The 13,329-nt window shown below is 73.8% G+C and carries 11 protein-coding genes; 8 read left to right on the top strand and 3 right to left on the bottom strand.

Going from position 1 to position 13,329, the window contains the following annotated elements; all coding sequences use genetic code 11:
• The first annotated feature begins 4 nt into the window (after positions 1–4).
• The 6 genes from DSM104299_RS13710 (at position 5) to DSM104299_RS13735 (ending at position 6,935) form a co-directional block, all read left to right on the top strand.
• Positions 5–826 (top strand): amino acid ABC transporter permease, encoded by an 822-nt coding sequence (locus DSM104299_RS13710; RefSeq protein WP_272477873.1) that lies wholly within the window; start codon positions 5–7, stop codon positions 824–826.
• Positions 823–1,584, top strand: a complete 762-nt coding sequence (locus DSM104299_RS13715) for an amino acid ABC transporter ATP-binding protein (RefSeq protein WP_272477874.1) — start codon at positions 823–825, stop codon at positions 1,582–1,584. Before DSM104299_RS13710 ends, DSM104299_RS13715 begins: the two co-directional genes overlap by 4 nt.
• Before the next feature lie 104 nt (positions 1,585–1,688).
• Positions 1,689–4,904 (top strand): choice-of-anchor D domain-containing protein, encoded by a 3,216-nt coding sequence (locus tag DSM104299_RS13720; RefSeq protein WP_272477875.1) that lies wholly within the window; start codon positions 1,689–1,691, stop codon positions 4,902–4,904.
• 11 nt (positions 4,905–4,915) lie between these two features.
• Entirely contained in the window at positions 4,916–5,644 is a 729-nt protein-coding gene (locus DSM104299_RS13725) for an acyl-ACP thioesterase domain-containing protein (RefSeq protein ID WP_272477876.1), read from the top strand.
• A gap of 33 nt (positions 5,645–5,677) precedes the next feature.
• Positions 5,678–6,358, top strand: a complete 681-nt coding sequence (locus DSM104299_RS13730; protein ID WP_272477877.1) for an MBL fold metallo-hydrolase — start codon at positions 5,678–5,680, stop codon at positions 6,356–6,358.
• A gap of 7 nt (positions 6,359–6,365) precedes the next feature.
• Entirely contained in the window at positions 6,366–6,935 is a 570-nt protein-coding gene (locus DSM104299_RS13735; protein WP_272477878.1) for a TetR/AcrR family transcriptional regulator, read from the top strand.
• Here DSM104299_RS13735 and DSM104299_RS13740 read toward each other — a convergent pair.
• Complete coding sequence (locus tag DSM104299_RS13740; RefSeq protein ID WP_272477879.1) at positions 6,915–7,358, bottom strand: DUF488 domain-containing protein; 444 nt, start codon at positions 7,356–7,358, stop codon at positions 6,915–6,917. The two genes, DSM104299_RS13735 and DSM104299_RS13740, sit on opposite strands and share 21 nt — an antisense overlap.
• 45 nt (positions 7,359–7,403) lie before the next feature.
• On the opposite strand from DSM104299_RS13740, the gene DSM104299_RS13745 reads away from it, so the two are divergent.
• Positions 7,404–8,939 (top strand): WS/DGAT/MGAT family O-acyltransferase, encoded by a 1,536-nt coding sequence (locus DSM104299_RS13745; RefSeq protein WP_272477880.1) that lies wholly within the window; start codon positions 7,404–7,406, stop codon positions 8,937–8,939.
• On the opposite strand, the gene DSM104299_RS13750 is transcribed toward DSM104299_RS13745, so the two are convergent.
• Both DSM104299_RS13750 and DSM104299_RS13755 read right to left on the bottom strand, forming a co-directional pair.
• Positions 8,878–10,416: a long-chain-fatty-acid--CoA ligase gene (locus DSM104299_RS13750; protein ID WP_272477881.1), complete on the bottom strand. Its 1,539-nt coding sequence runs from the start codon at positions 10,414–10,416 to the stop codon at positions 8,878–8,880. The genes DSM104299_RS13745 and DSM104299_RS13750 overlap by 62 nt on opposite strands.
• A gap of 3 nt (positions 10,417–10,419) precedes the next feature.
• Complete coding sequence (locus tag DSM104299_RS13755) at positions 10,420–11,214, bottom strand: spermidine synthase (protein WP_272477882.1); 795 nt, start codon at positions 11,212–11,214, stop codon at positions 10,420–10,422.
• 90 nt (positions 11,215–11,304) lie between these two features.
• Here DSM104299_RS13755 and DSM104299_RS13760 point away from each other — a divergent pair, with 90 nt between their 5' ends.
• Positions 11,305–13,257 (top strand): acyl-CoA dehydrogenase family protein, encoded by a 1,953-nt coding sequence (locus DSM104299_RS13760; protein WP_272477883.1) that lies wholly within the window; start codon positions 11,305–11,307, stop codon positions 13,255–13,257.
• Positions 13,258–13,329: the final 72 nt, after the last annotated feature.

Below are 13,329 nucleotides of genomic sequence, written 5' to 3' on the forward strand. Positions count from 1 at the left end.
GGACGTGCGCGCCGCCGCCAAGCGGCGGCGCGCACGGCGCGGCATGGCGATCTCGGCGCTGTCGTCGCTGGTCGTCATCGGGGGCCTGGTCGCCGTGGTCGTGACGTCGCCCGGCTGGGCCGACGTCAAGGCCACGTACTTCGACTGGGGCGACTTCACCGACGCGTTCCCGGCCGTCCTGAGGGGCTTCTGGCTCGACGTCAAGCTGTTCGTGATCGTCGAGATCTGCGTGCTGATCGTCGGGTTGGTCGTGGCGCTCGTCCGCACCACGCGCTCGCCCGCGCTGTTCCCGCTGCGGCTGATGGCCGCGGTCTTCAGCGACGTCACCCGCGGCGTGCCGGTCGTGCTGTTCATCTACCTCGTCGGCTTCGGCGTCCTGGCGCTGGACATCGACGGGCTCCCGACCGACCCGCTCGTCCTCGGCGGAGCGGCGTTGACCTTGTCCTACTCGGGCTACGTCGCCGAGGTCTACCGCTCGGGGATCGACTCGGTCCATCCGAGCCAGCTCGCCGGCGGGCTCGCGCTGGGCCTGACCCGCGGGCAGGCGCTGCGGTTCGTCGTGCTGCCCCAAGCGGTCCGCCGCGTCATCCCGCCGCTGCTCAACGACTTCATCGCGCTGCAGAAGGACGTGGCGTTGATCTCGTTCCTGGGCCCGATGGAGGCGTTCCGCGTCGCGCAGATCGAGGCGGCGTCGAACTTCATCTACACGCCGCTGGTCGCCGCCGCGGTGCTGTACCTGTGCGTGACGATCCCGATGGCGCGGATCGTCGACCACCTGCAGGCGCGCAACCGCCAGGTCCGCGGCGTCGTGGAGGTGACCGGATGACGGCCGGCGCGGCGACGCCGGTCCTCGAGGTCCGCGGCGTGACCAAGGCCTACGGCGACCGCCAGGTCCTGCGTGGCATCGACCTCGCCGTCCGCGAGCACGAGGCGATCGCGCTGATCGGGGCGTCGGGCTCGGGCAAGTCGACGCTGCTGCGCTGCATCGACCTGCTCGAGGAGATCGACGACGGCGACGTCTTCCTCGACGGCGACGTCATCACCGATCCCGCCGTCACGTCGCCGGACGTGCGCAAGCGGCTGGGGATGGTCTTCCAGGCCTTCAACCTGTTCCCGCACATGAGCGTGCTCGACAACATCACGCTCGCGCCGGTCCGGGCCCACGGGGCCGAACGGTCCGCCGCGCGCGACCGCGCGCGCGAGCTGCTCGCCCGCTTCGGGCTGGAGGGCCGCGAGTCCGACTACCCGGACCGCCTCAGCGGCGGCCAGCAGCAGCGCGTCGCGATCGTCCGCGCGCTCGCCACCCAGCCGCGGGCGCTGCTGCTCGACGAGATCACCAGCGCGTTGGACCCCGAGCTCGTCGGCGAGATCCTGCACCTGGTCGCCGAGCTCAAGGGCGAGGGCATGACCATGCTGATCGCGACCCACGAGATGGGCTTCGCGCGCGAGGTGGCCGACGAGGTCTGCTTCCTGCACGAGGGCGCGATCGTGGAGCGCGGCAGCGCCGAGCACATGTTCGCGGCGCCGGAGCATCCGGAGACCCAGCGGTTCCTGCGCCGGCTGCTCGACGCTGGACGCCTTTGACGGCTTTGGCGGCTTTGTCCGCCTGACCAGAGGTCTAGGCACCATTCGGCCCTGATCCGCCAAGATGCCGAGCGATGGTCCGGGCAAGGGGATGCATCGCGGCCTTGGCGCTGCTGCTGGCGCTGGCCTGCGCCGGCGCCAGCGCGCACGCGGAAGGGGTCACCAACAGCGGCGACGACCTGCGCGACGGCTGGTACCCGAACCAGCCGCGTCTGGCGCCGGACGCCGTCAGCGCCGGCTCGTTCGGCCAGCTCTGGAAGGCGGACGTCGACGGCCAGGTCTACGCGCAGCCGCTCGTGGTGGGCTCGACCGTCTACGTCGTCACCGAGCGCAACCAGGTCTACGCGCTGGACAGCGAGACGGGTGACCTGAAGTGGACGCGCGACCTCGGCGCGCCGTTCCCCGCCACGCTGATCGGCAGCGCCGGATGCCCGGACCTGACGCCGGACCTCGGCATCACCTCGACGCCGGTGATCGACAGGGCGACGAACACGATCTACCTGACGCACAAGACCTTCGCGCCGGGCAGCACCACGGCGGCGGCGTCATACATGGACGCGCTGGACGCGTCGACCGGCGAGCCGCGCGCCGGCTTCCCGCGGCGCTTCGAGGGCGTCGCGCAGAACACGCCGGCCAAGATCTTCATGGCGACGACCGAGCTGCAGCGGCCGGGGCTGCTGCTGATGGGCGGCGTCGTCTACGCCGCGTTCGGCGGCCACTGCGACATCCACCCCTACCAGGGCTGGGTGTTCGGGGTCGACGCGGCGAGCGGCGCGGTCAAGGCCCGCTGGAGCGCCGTGCTCACCGGCGACGGCGCCGGGATCTGGCAGTCGGGCGCCGGGCTGATGTCCGACGGGCCGGGCCGCCTGTTCGTCTCGACCGGCAACGGCAACTCGCCGCCCGTCGGGCTGACGGCGCCGGGCAACGGCGCCTACGGCGAGTCGATCGTGCGCCTCGACGTCCAGCCCGACGGCAAGCTCAAGCCGGGCGACTTCTTCGCGCCGTCGGACGCGGCGTACCTCGACGGCTACGACGCGGACTTCGCGTCGGGTGGCGTGACCGGCCTGCGCGACGACGCGTTCGGCACGTCGACCTTCCCGCACGTGAGCGTGGCGGTCGGCAAGGCCGGCTACGTCTACCTGCTCAACCGCGACGACCTCGGCGGCATCGGGACCGGCGTCGGGCAGGGCGACCGCGTCATCGAGCGCGTCGGCCCCTACGGCGGCGTGTGGTCGCGGCCGAGCGTCTGGCCCGGCGACGGCGGCTGGATCGCGATCCCCACCGCGTCGCCCGCGGCCGGGGCCGCGCCCTTCGCGGCCGGCTCGGTGGGCCGCCTCAACCTGTACCGCTACCGCGTCAACGGCGGCGTGCCGTCGCTCGACGCGCCGATCAGCTCCGACGACGCGTTCGGCTTCGGCTCCAGCGCGCCGGTCATCACCTCCGACGGCACCGCCTCGGGCTCCGCGGTCATGTGGGTCGTCTGGTCGCCCAACGGCACCGGCGCCGGCGCGCAGCTGCGCGCCTACGACGCGGTCCCGGTCAGCGGGCACCTGAAGCTGCGGCGCTCGTGGCCGATCGGGCAGTCGGCCAAGTTCGGGATGCCGGGCATCGGCGACGGCCGCGTGTACGTCGGGACCCGCGACGGCCACGTGCTCGGCTACGGCGCGCCGGTGACGTCCGAGGTCCAGGCGCCGGCGACGACGTTCCCGACCACGACGGTGGACGCGACCTCGACGGTCAACGTCAAGCTCACGATCACCGGCGCCGTTCACCTGACCTCGGTGAGCGCGGGGTCGGGTGGGCCGTTCACGGCGCGGCCGGACGGCCACGGCGTGCCGGGCGACTACACCGACGGGCAGTCCGCGACGATCCCGGTGGACTTCAAGCCGACCGCGCCGGGCGTGGCCGGCGGCGCGCTCACGGTCGTCACCGACAAGGGCACGTTCACGTTCAGCCTCACTGGGACCGGCCAGGGCACTGCGCCGCTGCTGACGGTCTCGCCGCCGGTCGTCTCGTTCGGTGGCGTCGTCGTCGGCCAGGATCTCGCCGGTACGGTGACGCTGGGCAACGCCGGCGAACAGCCGCTCACGATCCAGGACGTCACGCTGCCCGGCGCGCCGTTCAGCGTGGACGCCGCGCCGCACGTCGGCGACGTGATCGCACCGGGCGGCGCGGTCAACGTGGCCGTGCACTACCGGCCGGATGCCGTCGGCGAGTACAACCAGGACCTGGTGCTCGAGACCACCGGCGGCGACGCGACGGTCGGCCTGTCGGGCACCGCCGGCCTCGGGCCGAGGCTCACGCTGTCGCCCGCCGGCGGCTGGTCGTTCGGCGACGTCGCGGTGGGGTCGAGCGCGGACGCGACGGTCACCGTCGCCAACACCGGCGACAGCGCGATGACGATCACGCGGTCCAAGCCGCCGACCGCCGCCGCGTTCACGGTCGTCGACGGGCTGGACGAGGCGACGACGATCCAGCCTGGCGCCAGCCGCGCGGTGGAGGTCCGGTTCACGCCCACGACCACCGGGCCGGTCGCCGGGCTCTGGACGCTGAACGCCGCCGACGGCAGCGGCGTGCACGACATCCCGCTCACGGGCGTGGGCGTCGCGCCCGGGCACGTCCAGGCGGCGCGCACGGCGACGTTCCCCGACGCGGTGCTGGGCGCGACCAGCGGCGCGGACGTGACGTTCGCCAACGACGGCGGCGCCGCGTGGTCGGTCGTCGGCGTCGATGCGCCGGCGGCGCCCTTTGCCGTGACCGCGGCGCCGGCGGCGGGGACCGAGGTCGCGCCGGGCGCCAGCGTGACGGTGCACGCGACGTTCTCGCCGCTGGTGGCGGGCGAGGCGACGGGGAGGCTGGCGCTGCGGACGACGGCCGGCGTCCAGGCGGTGGCGCTGACCGCGCGCGGCGTGTCGGCGGCGGAGGTGCCGATCGTTCCTCCGGCCCCGATCGTGGCGCCGCCGGCGCCGGGCCCCGGCCCGATCGGCGGCCAGGGCCCGGTCCTGCCGACCCTCCTGCCGTCCAAGCTGTCGGTGTCCAGGCTGGTCGCCTCGCGCGACCGCCGCCGGGTCACCGTGCGCGGTCGCGTCACCGCGGCCGCCGCCGGCCGGCTGTCGATCGCGGTCGCCGCGCGCGTCGGCCGCAGGACCGTGACCGTCTCGACGCCGGCGCGCCTGCGCGGCCGCTCGACCTACGCGCTCTCCATCACCTTGCCCAGGGCGGCCAGGAGCTGGTCGCGGCTGAAGGCCACCGTGCGGTTCCCGGGCAGCGCGCGGGTGCGGGCGGGCAGCGCGTCGCTGGTGCTCCTGCGCGCCCGCTAACTTGGCGGCGCGTGAGCGTCTTGGACGAGCTGGTCGATCATCCCGGTGTGGGGCGCGCGTTCGAGCGCGCCCTCGTCCCCGGACTCGGCGACGCGGCGCCGGGCGGGCGGGTGCGCCTGGACGCGCTGGCGCGCTGGCTGCAGGACGTGGCGCTGGCCGACGTCGTCGACGCCGGGCTGGGGGAGACGGCGCTGTGGGTGGTGCGGCGGGCGCGGATCGCGGTCCGGCGCTTCCCGCGCTTCGGCGAGGACGCCACGGCGCGGACGTGGTCCAGCGGCGTGGGGCGGATGTGGGCCGAGCGGCGGTCGACGATCACCACGACGGCCGGCGGCCACGTCGAGGCGGTGGCCCTGTGGGTCCACCTCGATCCGGTCACCGCGCGGCCGATGCCGATCACCGACGCCGAGTTGGAGGTCTACGGGCCGTCGGCGGCCGGGCGCGTCGTCAAGGCCCGCCTGCGGCACCCGGCGCCGCCGGAGAACGGTGCGGGGACGCGCGCCTGGGCCTTCCGGACCACCGAGCTCGACGTGGCCGACCACATCAACAACGCCGCGTACTGGGCGCCGCTGGAGGACGAGCTGCTGCGCGCCGCCGGCGGCGAGCCGGCCGCGATCGACGTCGAGGTCGAGCACCGGACGCCGGCCCAGCCGGGAGCGCACGCGGTGCTGTGCGAGGACGCGCGCCGCTGGCTCGTGGGCCCGAGCGGCGAGGTCCACGCGTCGTTCCTGATCCGGGCTTGACGCCACAAAGCTAATAGCGTTAGCATCTGAACTATGCCTGCTAGCTCCTCTTCCGCCACCCGCATCGCCCGCGCCGGCTTCGTCAACTGCTACCTCGTCCGCGAGGACGACGGCCTCACGCTGATCGACACCATGCTCAAGGGCAGCGGCAAGCGCATCGTCGCCGCGGCGCAGGGGCTCGGCGCCCCGATCAAGCGCATCGCGCTGACCCACGCGCACGGCGACCACGTCGGCGCGGTCGACGAGTTGGCGCGGCTGCTGCCCGGCGTCGAGCTGCTGATCTCCACCCGCGACGCGCGCTTCCTGCGCAAGGACATGTCCTTGGATCCCGACGAGCCCCAGGACAAGCTCCGCGGCGGTTGGCCGGGCACCGAGACCGAGCCGACCCGGACCTTCGAGCCCGGCGAGCGCGTCGGCTCGCTCGAGGTCGTCGCCGCGCCCGGCCACACGCCCGGCCACGTCGCGTTCTTCGACCCGCGCGACCGGACGCTGATCTGCGGCGACGCGTACACGACGCTCGGCGGCGTGCGGACCACGTCCAAGCCGAGCTTCCCCTTCCCGCTGGCCGCGTTGTCGACGTGGAGCCGCGCGGTGGAGCTCGACACGGCGAAGGCGCTGCGCGCGCTGGACCCGGCCTTCCTCGCGCCCGGCCACGGCAAGGTCGTCGCCGCGCCGGCCGCCGCCATGGACCGCGCGATCGCGAAGGCGAGCTGAGGTCGCCGTGCCGCGTGCCGGGCTGGACCGCGAGCAGGTGGTCCGCGCCGCCGCCGACATCGCCGACGACGAGGGTCTCGACGCGGTGACGCTCGCCCGCGTCGCCGCCCAGCTCGGGGTCAAGTCACCGTCGTTGTACAACCACGTCGAGGGCCGCGACGGCCTCGTGCGCGGCATCGCGCTGCTCGGCCTCGGCGAGCTCGCCGCGGCGCTGCGCGAGGCGGCCGTCGGCCGCTCCGGGCTCGACGGGCTGCTTGCCGCGTCCGGGGCCTATCGGACGTTCGTCAAGGACCATCCCGGGCGCTACACCGCCGGCGCCGTGACCGCCTCCGCCGCCGGCGACGCCGAGCACGAGGCCGCCGCGGCCGACGTCGTCGTCGTCCTGCAGGGCGTCCTGCGCGCCTGGGACCTCTCCGGCGACGACGAGATCCACGCGCTGCGCGCCTTCCGCTCCGCCGTCCACGGCTTCGCGACCCTCGAGGCCGCCGGCGGCTTCGGCCTCGACCTCGACGTCGACACCTCCTTCACCCGCCTGATCTCGGCGTTAGCGGCGGGGCTAGAGGTCGACCACGCGTAGGCGCGGCATGCGCTGGCGCAGGTGCTCGGTCAGCGTGCGGCGGTGGCAGACCGCCGGATCGGCCTCCAGGCACATGAGCGCGGTGCGGGGTGCGATCGGGGAGGACAGCTCCGCGGCGAGCGCGTCGAGGTCGTCGACCGCGGTCGTCTCGACGTGGGCGGCGAAGCGCTCGGCGCCCTCGGGCGAGCGGTTGTTCTTGTAGAACCAGCGGATGTCGGGCGGCGTGCCGAGCGCGCGGCGGTGCTCGTAGGCGATGCCGTTGTCGGACAGCAGCTCGCCGAGCCGGGTCTTCGACATCCCGGCGCGGCGCGACTGCGGCCGGTAGCGCACGTCGACGAGGCGCTGCACGCCGGCGGCCCGCAGCTCGGCGACCAGCTCGGCCGGCAGCAGCCGCTCGTAGCCGATGGTCCAGATCGTTGGCATGACGTCGAAGGCTAGGCATCAGCGCAGTTGGGAACGTTCTGGTGCATGAGACAGCTGACGACGTTGGACGCGCAGTTCCTGGCGGTCGAGTCCGGCCGCACCTACGGCCACGTCGGCAGCCTCTGCGTGTACGACCCGTCCACGGCGCCCGGCGGCGAGCTGACCATGCAGGACCTGTGCCACATGGTCTCCGAGCGGCTGCACCTGCTGCCGCCCTTTCGCTGGCGGCTCGTCAACGTGCCCCTCGGCCTCGACCTGCCGTACTGGGTCGAGGATCCGGACTTCGACATCGACTTCCACATCCGCGAGTCGGCGATCCCGCCGCCCGGCGACGACACCAAGCTCGCCGAGACCGTGTCGCGGATCTTCGCCCGGCCGCTGGACCGCTCGCGGCCGCTGTGGGAGCTCTACCTCATCCACGGCCTGCCGGACGGCAAGGTCGCGCTGCTGACCAAGGTCCACCACGCGGTCGTCGACGGCGTCTCGGGCAACGAGATCCTGTCGGTCCTGCTGGACCCGTCGCCCGAAGGCAAGGAGCTGCCGCCACGCCCCGCGGGCCACGGGGGCGGCGAGCGCGTCCCGTCGGACCTGGAGATGCTCGCCCGCGGCGCGGCCGGCATCCCGCTCCAGCCCTGGCGCGCGTTGCGCGCCCTGCCCACGACGCTGCCGGCGCTGACCGAGATCCCGGGCGCCAACGCGTTCCCGGTCGTCCCCGCGCTCTCCAAGGGCCTGTCCAAGCTGCGCGGCCTGGCCGGCGCGCCGACCAACGACGCGATCCTGGAGATCACGTCGGCCCGCGCGCCCAAGACCTCGTTCAACGGCCGCATCTCGCCGCACCGGCGCTTCGCCTTCGGCTCGCTCTCGTTGGACTCGGTCAAGGACATCAAGAACGAGCTGGGCATCACGGTCAACGACGTCGTGGTGACGCTCTGCGCGTCGGCCGTCCGCCAGTGGCTGATCGAACGCGACGAGCTGCCGCGCACGCCGCTGGTCGCGATGGTCCCGGTCTCGGTCCGGGCGCCGCACGAGCGCCAGGAGTTCGGCAACCGGATCTCGGCGATGATCGTCCCGATCCCGACCAACGTCGCCCACCCGCGCGACCGCCTGCGCCGTGCGCACGAGCTGCTGCGGGGCGCGAAGGCCAACCACGCGGCGCTGCCGGCGTCGCTGCTGACCGACGCGACGGCGTTCATCCCGCCGGCCGTCGCCGCGCTGGCCGCGCGGACGACGATCGACCTGCTGAGCCGGACGCGGCCGCCGTTGAACCTGGTGATCTCCAACGTCCCGGGCCCGCGCGAGTCGCTGTTCTGCGCGGGCGCCAAGCTCGAGTCGATGTTCCCCGTGTCGGTCGTCGTCGACGGCGTCGGCCTCAACATGACCGTGATGAGCTACCGCGACCACCTCGACTTCGGGATCGTCACCGACCAGGGGCAGATCCCGGACGCGTGGCCGTTCATCGCCCACCTGCACACCGCGCTGGAGGAACTGGAGACCGTCCTGAACCGGCGCGGGCGGACGGTCAAGAAGGCTCAGGGGCCGGCGCCGTCTCGCCCGCGAAGCGGTCGCGCAGCTCGCGCTTGAGGACCTTGCGCGACGGGCCCAGCGGCAGCTCGTCGACGAAGCGCACCATCCGCGGTCGCTTGTGGCGCGCCACGCGCTCGCCGACCCACGCCAGCAGCGCGTCGGCGTCGGGCGCGCCCGCGTCCTCGCGCAGCACGACGACGGCCAGCACTTCCTCGCCGTGCGTGTCGTGCGGCACGCCGACGACCGCGACCTGGTCGACGTCGGGGTGGCGCATCATGACCTCCTCGACCTCCCGCGGGTAGACGTTGTAGCCGCCGCGCAGGATGAGGTCCTTCTTGCGGTCGACGATCCGCAGGAAGCCGCGCTCGTCCTTGGCCCCGAGGTCGCCGGAGCGGAACCAGCCGTCCACGATCGCCCCGGCCGTCGCCTCCGGCCGCCCGTGGTAGCCCGCGAAGACGTCGTGGCCGCGGATGACGATCTCCCCGACCTCGCCGACGTCCTTGAGCACGATCGCGTCGTCGACGTCGGGGTCGGCGATCTCGACCTCGACGCCCCAGATCGCGTGGCCGATCGACCCCGGCTCGACGCCGTACTCCAGCTGGTTGACGGTGGCGGTCGGCGACGTCTCCGACAGCCCGTAGCCCTCCTGGATCGTGACGTCGAAGGTGGTGTTGAACTCCTCCAGCACCTTGATCGGCAGCGGCGCGCCGCCCGACACGCACAGGCGCAGGTCGGGCAGCGTGGCGCCCGCGCCCGCCGCCCGGACCGCCGCGAGCAACGCCATGTACATGGTCGGGACGCCCAGGAACGCGGTGACGCCGTGCTCGTTCATGAGCGCCAGCGCCTGCTCGGGCTCGAAGCGCGGCTGGAGGATCAGCGTGCCGCCGACGAGGAACGTGCCGTTGAGCGCCACGGTCTGGCCGAAGGTGTGGAACAGCGGGAGGCACCCGAACATCACGTCGTCGGCGACGATGTTGTTCGCGGTGTAGGCGTTGACGAAGACGTTCATCGTGAGGTTGAAGTGCGTCAGCACCGCGCCCTTGGGTCGCCCGGTCGTGCCCGAGGTGTAGAACAGCACCGCGGGGTCCAGCGGCTCGCGCGCCTCGCGCAGCGCCTCCGGCTCGGCCGCCAGCGCGTCGTCGGAGCCCAGCCGCAGCACGCGCACGCCCGCCGCCTCGGCGCCCGCGGCCACGACGTCCTGCAGCTCGTCGGCGACGAACGCCACGCGAGCGCCCGCGTCCTCCAGCAGGAACGCGATCTCGTCGGCCACGAGCATCGGCGCCACCGGGACGACCACCGCGCCGCGCGCGAGGATCCCGTAGTAGGCGGTGACGAAGTCGATGGTGTTGAGGCCGAGCAGCGCGACGCGGTCGCCGGGCCGGACGCCCGCCGCGCGCAGCGCGCCGGCCCGCCGCAGCGCCAGCCTCCACAGCTCCCCGTAGGTGGCCTGCCGGGCGCCTTCGACGGCCGCGACCTTGTCGGGTCGCCGCAGCGCCGACTCCTGCAGGACCGAGGCGAGCGAGAGATGGGGCACGGGTCAATCCTGCCACGGCGGGGTGCCGCGGCAGAGCAGCTCCACCTCGCGCGGCGTGGCCAGGGTGGCCGGCGAGGCGCCGTCGGCGGCGCCCCTGACGCGCAGGCGCTCCAGCGGCAGCGGGCCGTGAGCGGCGATCAGGACGACGTTGCCCTGCCGGCGCGCGCGCAGGACCGGTCCGCCGCCGACCGCCGCCACGGTGGCGAACGCCTCCACCAACCCGGCGCCGATCGCGCGCACGTCGTCCATCGGCGGGGCGTCGACCACGTTGATGGCCAACGCGCCGCCCGGCGCCACGACGCGCGCGGCGTCGCGCAGCGCCTCCCGGGTCGCCAGGTGGCGCGGCACGCGCGCGCCGACGAACGCGTCGACCAGCAGCGCGTCGACCGAGCCATCCGCGCGCCCGGCCAGCCACGCGCGGCCGTCGGCGACCTTGACCTTCAGGCCCGGCGCCTTGCGCAGGCCGAGGTGCTCGCGCGCCAGCGCGACCACGTCCGGATCGACTTCGACGACATGTTGGCGGCGCGTCGCGGTCCGGTCGCTGGCCGCCAGCGCACGGGCCAGCGCCGCGCCCGCTCCGCCGACGTGCACGATCCGCCGCGCGCGCAGCGCCTCGACGAGGTCGCGCATCCGGCGCAGGTAGTCGAACTCCAGGTGGCGCGGATCGGCGAGGTCGACGTAGGACGCGTCCATGTCGCCCTGCCTCAGCAGGCGGCCCGACGGCCGGTCGGCGTCGCGCTGGACGAGCAGGTCGCCGGAGGCGGCGAGGATCTCTGGGCCGGATCGGCGGCGGGCCATGGAGGCGCAAACGCTACAAGTTGGTGATTTGACGCACAGGGGAACGGGCAACCTGGGTGCCGCACCCGTCCCAGGCACGAAGGATGTCCCATGGCTGCACCCGCTCACCCGGCCACGCCGCCCGCGCCGGCGCCCGACCTCGCCGCGCTGCGCGCGCTCCTCGACGGCGAGCACGCCGCGATCCGCGACCTCTGCCGCACGTGGCTGAGCGATCCGGCCAACGCGCCCCGCCCCGACCTCCCGATGCAAGAGCACCGGGCGCAGGTGCTCGCGTGGGCCGAGGAGCTCGCCGACGCCGGCCAGACCGCGCGCGGTTTTCCTCGGGCCTACGGCGGCGAGGGCCAGGTCGGCGGCGCCATCGCGGGCTTCGAGACGCTGGCCTTCGGCGATCTCAGCCTGCTCGTCAAGTGCGGCGTCCAGTTCGGCCTGTTCGGCGGCGCGGTGCTGCACCTCGGCACCCGCAAGCACCACGAGCGCTACCTGGCCGACATCGCCGCGCTGCGCCTGCCCGGCTGCTTCGCGATGACCGAGAGCGGCCATGGCTCCAACGTCCAGCAGCTCGCCACGACGGCGACCTACGACGCGGCGACCGGCGAGTTCGTCGTCGCCACGCCCGACGACGCGGCGCGCAAGGACTACATCGGCAACGCCGCGCGCGACGGCCGGATGGCCGCGGTCTTCGCGCAGCTGATCGTCGGTGGGGAGGAGCGCGGCGTCCACGCGCTGCTCGTGCCGCTGCGCGACGCGGACGGCGCGACGCTGCCGGGCATCCGGATCGAGGACTGCGGCGCCAAGCTCGGCCTCGACGGCGTCGACAACGGCCGGATCTGGTTCGACGAGGTGCGGGTGCCGCGCGACAACCTGCTCGACCGCTACGCGTCGGTCGACGAGGACGGCGTCTACACGTCGCCGATCGCGTCCTCCACCAAGCGGTTCTTCACCATGTTGGGGACGCTCATCCAGGGCCGCGTGTCGGTCTGCGGCGCGTCGATCAGCGCGACGAAGGTGGCGCTGGCGATCGCCGTGCGCCACGCGGAGTCCCGGCGCCAGTTCGGCCCGCCGGGGGCGCCCGAGGTCGTCCTGATGGACTACCGCACCCACCAGCGCCGCCTCCTGCCCGCGCTGGCCAAGGTGTACGCGTTGCACTTCGCGCAGGAGGATCTGGTCGCCCGGCTGCACCATGTGTTCACCTCCGACGCCGAGCTCGACCGCGAGAAGCGCGAGCTGGAGACGCTGGCCGCCGGCCTGAAGGCCGTCGCGACGTGGCACGCGACCGCGACGATCCAGGAGTGCCGCGAGGCCTGCGGCGGCATGGGCTACCTGAAGGGCAACCGCTTCGCCGCGCTGAAGGCCGACACCGACGTCTTCACGACGTTCGAGGGCGACAACACCGTGTTGCTCCAGCTCGCGGCCAAGAACCTGCTGACCGACTTCCGCGACCAGCTCGGCGAGCTCGACCCGCTCGGCACGGCCGGCTTCTACGCCAAGCAGGGCTTCGAGACCGTCGCCGAGCGCAGCGCGATGCGCGAGGTGCTGACGCGCCTGGCCGACGACCTGCTGCCCGGCCGCGACGACCAGGCCGACCTCACCAGCCGCGACGTGCAACTCGAGCTGCTGCGCTGGCGCGCCGACCACGTCAAGTCGGGCGTCGCCCGCCGCCTGAAGGGCGGCATCGACGCCGGGCGCGAGCCCTTCGACGTCCTGATCGACTGCCAGGACCACCTGATCGCCGCGGCGCGCGCGTACGTCGACTGCGTCGTCCTGGAGGCCTTCGCCGCCAAGATCGGCCAGTGCGCCGACCCGGGCTCGCGCGCGCTGCTGGACCGCGTGTGCGACCTGTACGCCTTGAGCACGATCGAGGCCGACCGGGGCTGGTTCCAGGAGCACGGCCGGCTGTCGTCGACGCGGTCCAAGGCCGTCATCAAGGCGGTCAACACGCTCTGCGGCGCGCTGCGCCCGCACGCGACCGCGCTGGTCGAGGCCTTCGGCGTGCCCGAGGCGTCGCTGGGCGACGCCGCCGCGGTGGCCGAGGCGAAGGCCTAGGCGGCGACGAGCACGGAAGGTTCGACCACGCTAGGAGGTCGCTCGAGCGAAGCGACCGTGAGGTGGGTCACA

The organism is Baekduia alba (assembly GCF_028416635.1).
Taxonomy (GTDB): Bacteria; Actinomycetota; Thermoleophilia; order Solirubrobacterales; family Solirubrobacteraceae; genus Baekduia; species Baekduia alba.

Excerpts from the sequence above, each read along its gene's own strand:
- DSM104299_RS13715 (WP_272477874.1), top strand. The coding sequence starts at position 823 with ATGACGGCCGGCGCGGCGACGCCGGTCCTCGAGGTCCGCGGCGTGACC.
- DSM104299_RS13730 (WP_272477877.1), top strand. The coding sequence starts at position 5,678 with ATGCCTGCTAGCTCCTCTTCCGCCACCCGCATCGCCCGCGCCGGCTTC.
- DSM104299_RS13740 (WP_272477879.1), bottom strand. The coding sequence starts at position 7,358 with ATGCCAACGATCTGGACCATCGGCTACGAGCGGCTGCTGCCGGCCGAG.
- DSM104299_RS13745 (WP_272477880.1), top strand. The coding sequence starts at position 7,404 with ATGAGACAGCTGACGACGTTGGACGCGCAGTTCCTGGCGGTCGAGTCC.
- DSM104299_RS13755 (WP_272477882.1), bottom strand. The coding sequence starts at position 11,214 with ATGGCCCGCCGCCGATCCGGCCCAGAGATCCTCGCCGCCTCCGGCGAC.
- DSM104299_RS13760 (WP_272477883.1), top strand. The coding sequence starts at position 11,305 with ATGGCTGCACCCGCTCACCCGGCCACGCCGCCCGCGCCGGCGCCCGAC.